General features: G+C 72.1%; 5 protein-coding genes and 1 pseudogene. 5 read left to right on the top strand and 1 reads right to left on the bottom strand.

Going from position 1 to position 7,939, the window contains the following annotated elements:
- The first annotated feature begins 318 nt into the window (after nucleotides 1–318).
- The gene (locus D7Y15_RS40895) at nucleotides 319–2,922 is read left to right on the top strand and encodes a pitrilysin family protein (RefSeq protein WP_121755966.1); all 2,604 of its coding nucleotides are present in this window, start codon (nucleotides 319–321) and stop codon (nucleotides 2,920–2,922) included.
- 75 nt (nucleotides 2,923–2,997) lie between these two features.
- A complete protein-coding gene (prmA, locus tag D7Y15_RS40890) occupies nucleotides 2,998–3,864 on the top strand; it encodes a 50S ribosomal protein L11 methyltransferase (RefSeq protein ID WP_121755965.1) in 867 nt (288 codons plus the stop codon).
- A gap of 233 nt (nucleotides 3,865–4,097) precedes the next feature.
- Here prmA and D7Y15_RS40885 read toward each other — a convergent pair whose 3' ends face one another.
- Nucleotides 4,098–5,093, bottom strand: a complete 996-nt coding sequence (locus tag D7Y15_RS40885) for an asparaginase (protein WP_158629204.1) — start codon at nucleotides 5,091–5,093, stop codon at nucleotides 4,098–4,100.
- 121 nt (nucleotides 5,094–5,214) lie between these two features.
- Here D7Y15_RS40885 and D7Y15_RS40880 point away from each other — a divergent pair, with 121 nt between their 5' ends.
- The 3 genes and pseudogenes from D7Y15_RS40880 to D7Y15_RS44460 form a co-directional block, all read left to right on the top strand.
- Nucleotides 5,215–5,949 carry a 16S rRNA (uracil(1498)-N(3))-methyltransferase gene (locus D7Y15_RS40880; protein WP_121755967.1) on the top strand — a complete coding sequence of 245 codons (735 nt, stop codon included), beginning with the start codon at nucleotides 5,215–5,217 and terminating at the stop codon, nucleotides 5,947–5,949.
- A 109-nt stretch (nucleotides 5,950–6,058) separates the two neighbouring features.
- Nucleotides 6,059–6,325 (top strand): GlsB/YeaQ/YmgE family stress response membrane protein, encoded by a 267-nt coding sequence (locus D7Y15_RS40875; RefSeq protein WP_014393940.1) that lies wholly within the window; start codon nucleotides 6,059–6,061, stop codon nucleotides 6,323–6,325.
- Between the two features lie 164 nt (nucleotides 6,326–6,489).
- A pseudogene (locus D7Y15_RS44460) lies at nucleotides 6,490–7,939 on the top strand (hypothetical protein); the annotation flags it as partial.

Genomic DNA, 7,939 nt, shown 5'->3' with positions numbered 1-7,939 from the left:
GGCCTGGGAACCGCGAGTGGCCTGGGGGGCGCCGGAGCGGGCGCCGCCACCGGGGCGTCGCCGTCATCCAACAATTCCTTCAGGTCCGCGAGCGGATCCGCCTCGTCCGGGGGAGACGGCATGTGCGCGGCCCAATTTACCGGCCACGGGGGGTTTCCACCAGTTACGCGATGGACACCGCGCCGCTTCGCCTGCCTGGTGGGAGGCGGACGGCACGGTCCGCTCGACGTGGAGGGGGCGGGACGTTAGCCAATGGAGCAAACATCACACCTCGCCTTGCCTCTCCTCGGCAGGGGATGACAGCTTCGGACCACTCCTATGGCCATCCGCTACACCCTGCCCAACGGGCTCACCGTCGTCTTCGAGGAGCAGCACGCCGCCAAGGTCGCGGCCTTCCAGGTCTGGGTCAAGGCCGGCAGCGCGGACGAAAGGCCCGACCAGGCCGGACTCGCTCACTTGCACGAGCACATGCTGTTCAAGGGCACGGAGCGCCGGGGGCCCGGTGAAATCGCCCGGGACATCGAGGCGCACGGCGGCGAAATCAACGCCTGGACGTCCTTCGACCAGACCGTCTACCACATCGTCATCGCCAGCCAGTTCGCCCGCACGGGCCTGGACATCCTGGGCGATGCGGTGCGCCGCTCCGCGTTCGACAAGGAGGAGCTGGCGCGCGAAATCGAAGTCGTGTGCGAGGAGATCAAGCGCAGCTACGACTCCCCGTCGCGGCGCGCGTCCCGCGGGCTGTTCACCGCCGCGTTCCAGACGCACCCCTACCGGCTGCCCGTCATCGGCACCGAGGAGAGCGTGCGCAGCTTCACCCGCGAGAAGGTGCTGGAGTTCTACCACCGGCACTACACGCCCAGGAACCTGGTGCTCTCCGTCGCGGGCGACCTGAACGAGGCGGAGCTGCGGCAGTGGGTGGAGGAGATCTTCGGCGGTGACTGGGGCCGGCCCTACGTGGGCCCGGTGGAGCGTCCTCGCGATCCGCCGTCCACGGGCCGCCGCGTGCTCATCCAGACGGAGGACGTGAAGGAGGCCTATCTGCACCTGGCCTTCGCCATCCCGGAGCTGGAGCACCCGGACGTGCCCGCGCTGGACGTGCTGGCGATGCTCGCCGGCCAGGGCAATTCGTCGTGGCTGGTGCGCGAGGTGAAGCGCCGCCAGCACCTGGTCAACGACGTGCACGCGTCCGCGTACACGCCCAAGGACCCGGGCATCTTCTCCGTGTCGCTGACGCTGCCGCCCGCGCAGTCGCTGAAGGCGCTCACGCAGACGGCGCGCGTGCTGGAGGCGCTGCGCACCACGGTCGTGCCCGAGGACGAGCTGCGCACCATCCAGTCGGTGGTGGAGGCGGAGTCCGTCTACCGCAAGGAGACGGTGCAGGGCACCGCGCGCAACCTGGGCTCTTACCAGACGTCTCCGGGCGGCCTGGAGTCGGAGGCCCGCTACCTGGAGAACATCCGCAACCTGAAGCCGGAGGACCTGCGCCGCGTGGCCCAGAAGTACCTGCGGCTGGAGCACGCCGTCGTCACCGCGCTGGTGCCTCCCGCCGCGGAGCTGACGGAGGCGCTCGTGCACGCCGCGCTGGATGAAGCGGCGAAGAGCCCCGGCGTCACGCCCCCGGAGCGCGCCGCGAAGCAGCCTCCCCCGGAGGCCCCGCCGCGTCCGGCCCGGAGCGCCATCGCGTCCGCGCGTTCGGAGGTGGTGCAGGAGAAGCTGCCCTCCGGCGCCACGCTCATCATCCGCGTGGAGCCGCACGTGCCGCTGTTCTCCATGCGCGCGGCGTTCATCGGCGGCGTGCGCTACGAGACGCCCGAGGACAACGGCATCACCACGCTGCTCAGCCGCGCCCTCACCAAGGGCACCACGACGCTCAGCGCGGATGACATCTCCCACCTGACGGACCTGTACGCGGGCAACCTCACCGGCCAGGGCGGCCGCAACTCCGTGAGCGTGAAGGCGGACTTCCTGTCGCGCTACTTCGAGCAGGGCTTCCGGCTGTTCGCGGACGTGCTCGTGAACCCCGCCTTCCGCGAGGAGGAGGTGGCGCGGGAGCGCGCGCTGCTGCTGCAGGACATCCTCACCCGCGAGGACAAGCCGTCGGGCCTGGCGTTCGAGCTGTTCTCGCGCACGCTCTACCAGGAGCACCCGTACCGTCTGTCCATGCTGGGCGAGAAGGCGTCCGTGGAGGCGCTGGGGCCCGAGCAGCTGCGCGCGTACCACCGGTCGTACATGGACCCGTCGCAGATGACGCTCAGCGTGGTGGGCGACGTGGACGTGGAGCAGGTGCGGGCGCTGGCGAACGAGTACTTCGGTAGGTCGCGCGGCGGCGCGCTGGCCCCGAAGCAGGTGCGGCCGGAAGCGCCTCCGTCCGCTCCGCGCACGGAGAAGAAGGTGCTCGCGCGCGCGCAGACGCACCTGGTGATGGGCTTCCAGGCGGCGCGGCTGGGCGACCCGTGGCGGGTGGTGCTGGACGTGCTGTCCACGGTGCTGTCCGGCCAGGGCGGGCGGCTCTTCATCGAGCTGCGCGACAAGCGCTCCATGGCCTACAGCGTGAGCAGCTTCTCCATGGACGGGTTGGACCCCGGCTACTTCGCCGTCTACATGGGCACGAGCCCGGAGAAGGTGGAGGCGGCGGTGGAGGGCATGCGCCGCGAATTGCAGCGGATCCGCGACGAGCCGATTCCGGCCGCGGAGCTGGAGCGCGCCAAGCAGCACATCATCGGGGCGTATGAAATCGACCTGCAGCGAAACAGCGCCCGCGCGACGCTGCTGGCGCTGGACACCTGCTACGGCATCGGGCTGGACAACTTCCTGCACTACTCCGAGCACGTGGCGAAGGTGACGGCGGAGGACGTGCAGGAGGTGGCCCGCCGGGTCATCGACTTCGACCGCATGGCCATGTCCGTCGTCGGTCCGTAGGTACCCCATCGCGAGCGTGGAAGCGTCACGACGACGGCGCTTCCACGCCGCACCGGGTGCGGTAGAAGGGGCGCCATGTCCCAGACCTACCTGTCACTCACCGTGGATATCGCGGAGGAGGCCTCCGAAATCCTCCAGGACCTGCTCCATGAGGCCGGCGCCCTGGGCCTGGAGGTCCGCGACACGGAGACGCCCACCATGCCGGGCGTGCGCGCCCCCGTGAAGGGCGAGTCCATCGTCGTCGCCTACTTCGAGGACCGCGAGAGCGCGGAGGATGCCCGCGACGCGGTGGCGGAGAGCCACCCCACCGCGCGCCTGTCCCTGGACGAGCAGCCCCAGCAGGACTGGAGCAACGAGTGGAAGTCGCTCATCAAGTCCGTGCAGGTGGGCCGCCTGTGGGTGGGCCCGCCCTGGGACGTGGTGAACGCGCCGGCGGACAAGGTGAAGCTCGTCATCGAGCCGAAGATGGCCTTCGGCACGGGAGACCACCCCACCACGTCGCTGTGCCTGGCGGCGGTGGATGACTTCATGTCCACGCACCCGGGCGCGAGCGTGCTGGACGTGGGCACCGGCACGGGCGTGCTCGCCATCGCGGCGAAGAAGCTGGGCGCGGGCCACGTGGTGGGCACCGACAACGACCCCACCTCCGTGGAGCTGGCCCAGGAGAACTGCACCGACAACCAGACGCCCGACCTGGACATCTCCGGGCGCGAGCTGACGGAGGTGTCCGGCACCTTCGACCTGGTGCTCGCGAACATCCTGGCCAACACGCTCATCGAGCTGGCGCCCCTCATCGTGCCCAAGGCGAAGGACCGGCTGGTGCTGGCCGGCGTGCTCGCGCATCAGCGCGCGGACGTGGAGGCCGCGTACCGCAACCTGGGGTGCACCGTGCTGGAGGGCGCGCAGCAGGGCGAGTGGGTGCGCATCGACTTGAAGCGCTAGAAACAAGAGGGGGTCGGGCAGCGAAACCTGGTTCGCTTACCCGACCCCATCTGGACTCGCGAGGCTTTCCCCCTTGGCGTCAGGACCTCGCGAGTCCCGCCGTGTGACTGGCAGGCATTGCAGTCCGCGTGCCTGCCGCTGAGGCCTCGGAGTCCCAAGGGACACGGGCGCGGCTGTAGCGGGGCAGGTTACGGGGAGCGCGGCGCGTGTGACCTTCCGCGCTACAGCGGGCCTCAGGTGAACGCGAGTGTTCCGGCCGCGCGCAGGGAGCCCACGACTTCGTTCCGGGTATTGAGGATGCGCGGCTCCGCGTGGTGCTCCAGGCCCGTCATGGGCAGGGACAGGCCCTGCTGCTCCGCGATGAGGCGCAGGACCGCGAGGAGCGCGGGCGCGGCGCAGCGGGCATCGCCATCCTCCACCTTGACGGCCACGCCCAGGCGGGCCTTGGGCAGCGCGGCGCAGTAGACGCCCTCCGCGCCAATCTTCACCACGGCCTCACCCTGGAAGGCCGTCATCAGGTCCGTGCACGCGCGGCCCTTGCCCGCGACCAGCTCCGGGTGCGCGAGCATGGCCTCCCGCAGGCGGCGGGCGGCGGGCGCTTCCGAGACGCCGAAGCGGGCCCACGCGGTGGCCATGGCGCTGAGCGGCAGGCCGAAGCAGACGGCGAGGCAGCCATCCACGGCCTTCACCAGCGCGTCGCTCGGCAGGCCCGTCCACTTGGCGATTTCGTCCTGGATGCGCTCCTGCACCGGGTGTCCTTCGCTGGCGTAGCCTTGGACGTCCCAGCCGTGGTGCCGCGCCAGCGCGAGCATCCCCGCGTGCTTGCCGGAGCAGTTGTTCCACCGGGGCGTGAGCACGATGCCCGCCTTGAGGGCCTCCTCCGCGACCGCGGGCGACAGCGACGGGTGCGGGCCGCACGCGAGGTGGCGCTCCTCGCAGCCTGAGGCGCTCAGCATCCGCATGGCGAGGGCGCGGTGCACGGGCTCGCTGGAGTGGGACGCGCAGGAGAGCGCCAGCTCGCGCGGGCCGAAGCCGTAGCGATCCGCCGCGCCATCCTGGACCATGGGCAACGACTGGAAGGGCTTCGCCGCCGAGCGCCAGAAGGTGACGCGCTCCGGGTCGCCCGCGTACGCGACGCGCGTGCCCTCCGCGCTCACCACCGCGACGGACACGGTGTGGAGGGATTCGACGAAGCCGGAGCGGGTGGACTCGATGACGAGGGTGGCCATGGGCGTGGGGCGCGCCATAGCAGGAACGGGACACGGCCGGGCGCTCGCGGGTTGCGGAAAGACGAACCCTGGACGCATGGAGGGCTATCCTCCGGGCGCCCTCCCCTTCAAGGAAGCCGCCGTGGTCCGCCTCTTCGTTCCCCTGCCCGCCCCCGCCCCCGCCGACGTGACGCTCACGGGCGAGCGCCGCCACTACCTCGTCCACGTGCTGCGGCTGGAGGACGGCGACGCGCTGGAGGTGTTCGACGGCAAGGGCCGCGCCTTCGAGGCGCGCGTCACCGGCTTGGACGCGGAGTCCGTGCGGCTGGTGCTGGGGGCCGTGCGGGTGACTCCGCCCGCGCGCGAGATGAGCATCCTCCAGGGACTGCCCAAGGGGGACAAGATGGAGCTGGTGCTGCAGAAGGGCACGGAGCTGGGCGCCACCGCGTTCCATCCGGTGGCCACCGCGCGCAGCGTGGTGAAGCTGGAGCCGAAGCGCGCCGAGGAGCGCACCCAGCGGTGGGCGAAGATTGTCGAGGAGGCCGCGCGCCAGTGCCGGCGCGATGATGTGCCGGTGGTGCATCCGCCCCGTCCGCTGCTGGACGCGGCGCGTGCCCTGACGCCGGGCACGCTGCTGCTGGTGCTGGACGAAGAGGAGTCCGCTGTGCCGCTGGGCGAGGCGTTCCGGAGCGTGGCCGCGGGGACGCCAGTGGCGCTGGTGATTGGCCCCGAGGGCGGGCTCGCGCGCGAGGAGGTGGAGGGCCTGCGGGGGCTGGGCGCGCGACCGGTGACGCTGGGCTCGCGCATCCTGCGCACGGAGACGGCGGCGCTCGCGGCGCTCGCGGTGATGCAGCATCTGGACGGGTCGCTCGGTTAGCAGTCGAGCAGACAGTCCCTCCCTGCATCCCAGGTCACGGATTCGTGTGGTGATTCCTACGTTTCTGCCATTCGGGACCTCGCGGGTCCCTCACACGGGAGAGACTCTCATGGGGATCATCGCATTCATCATCATCGGCCTCATCGCGGGACTCATCGCCCGGGCCATCCTGCCGGGCAAGCAGAGCATGGGGCTGGTGGCCACGACGCTGCTGGGCATGGTGGGTTCGCTGGTGGGTGGTCTCATCGGCTCTCTCTTCGAGCGCAACGGCCGGCTGTTCGACCTGCATGCCTCCGGCATCATCATGTCGGTCGTGGGAGCGATCATCGTGCTTCTCCTGGTGGGAGCAGCGGGACGGCGCCGCGTCCACGCCTAGCGTGAGGCGCCCATACGCACCGTCCTCCGGGGCGGGTTGCATGGCGCTGACGAGCCCCTGACGGTTCCTCGGGCGAGGGACCGGTGGGGGCTTGTCCTTTTCTTGCTACAGGCCTGAATGCGGCCTTTCATGGCGACGGTTGTCCGCGTCGCTGGGAGGATCCGTTGTCCAAGTGCCTGAAGTGCGGCGCCTCGCTGCCGCCGGTCGGAGATTGCCCCGCTTGCGCCGCCAATGGCGCGCGCCCACCCGCGGTGGCCCCCCTCCCGAGCCTGCTCGACCGCGACATCCACATTGATCGCCGCAAGGCCGGGGACCGCATGGCCCAGGACGCCGGCGGCGGCGACCCCATCACGCTGAACAGCGAACCGCTGGAGCCGGAGACGCTGCGCGGTACGCCGGCCTTCGCGCTGGAGGCGCCTCGCGGCCCTGTCACCCCGCCGGGCATGACGCCGTCGGTTCGTCCGGGAATGGCGCCGGTGCCGTCCGCCGCGCCGCGCGCAGCAGCGCCCCGCCCGCCCGCGCAGGCTCCGGCCGCCGCGCCTCGCGCCGCCGTGCCTCCGATGGATGGGCCCGTGCGTGCGCCCCATCCGGCTCCCGCGGCTCGCCCCGCGCCGGCCCCTGCGTCCCCCGCGGATGCGACGATTCGCGCGGCGGCTCCGACCGCGCGTCCTGCTTCGCCCCAGGCGGATGCGACGATTCGCGCGGCAGCTCCGGCTGCGCGCCCTGCAGCGCCCCAGGCGGATGCGTCCCCCGCGGATGCGACGATTCGCGCGGCGGCTCCGGCTGCGCGCCCTGCAGCGCCCCAGGCGGATGCGTCCCCCGCGGATGCGACGATTCGCGCGGCGGCTCCGGCTGCGCGTCCTGCCCAGGCCGATCGCGTCCCCGCGCAGCACGCGGAGGGTCAGGCGGTCCGGGCTCCCGCGCAGCAGGCGCCTCGGGCGGCGGCGCCCATGCCTCCTCGCGCCACGCCTCCCGTTGGGAACGCGCCCGCTGGCGCCGTGCAGCCTCCGCGTCCCGCCGCGCCGCCTCCGGGCGTGGCGCCGATGGCCGCCGTGCCTCCGCGCGCCGCGCCCACCGCGGCCCTGTCGGAGCCGGGCTTCCAGAATCCTGGCGTCGCCGTGCCTCGCGCCGCGCAGCCTCCGGTGCCCTCCACGGAGCCCCGCCCGGGCTCCGCGCTCACGCCGGCCTACGGCACGGAGCCGCACGTTTCGCGCCCCCAGGCCGCCTCCGCCCAGCCACGTAGCAACGCGCAGGGTTCTCCCGGCCTGCCCCTCATGGACGCGCCCGCGCAGGCCCAGGCCTCCGGTCTGCCGCACATGGATTCGGCCTCGCAGGCCCAGGCCTCCGCCCGGATGGGTGGCGCGCAGGCCCAGGCTTCGTCCGGTTTCCCCCGCCGGGAGCCCGCCTCCGGACCGTCGGCCGCCGAGCACTGGGATGCACCGCAGGCCACTTCCGGCCTGCCCTTGATGGATGCTCCCGCGCAGGCCTCCGGTCCGTCTCGCCGGGACGCCGCTCCGGGCCTTCCCGTCATGGAGGACCCGGCCATCCTGCCTCCGCTGGAGACGCCGGCCTACGCGACGTCCCCGGCGCCCGCTCCGGGAGTGTCCCTCATGG

It is taken from the genome of Corallococcus sp. AB030 (assembly GCF_003668965.1).
GTDB classification, from domain to species: Bacteria; Myxococcota; Myxococcia; order Myxococcales; family Myxococcaceae; genus Corallococcus; species Corallococcus exiguus.
This window is presented reverse-complemented; position numbering and strand designations above follow the sequence as displayed.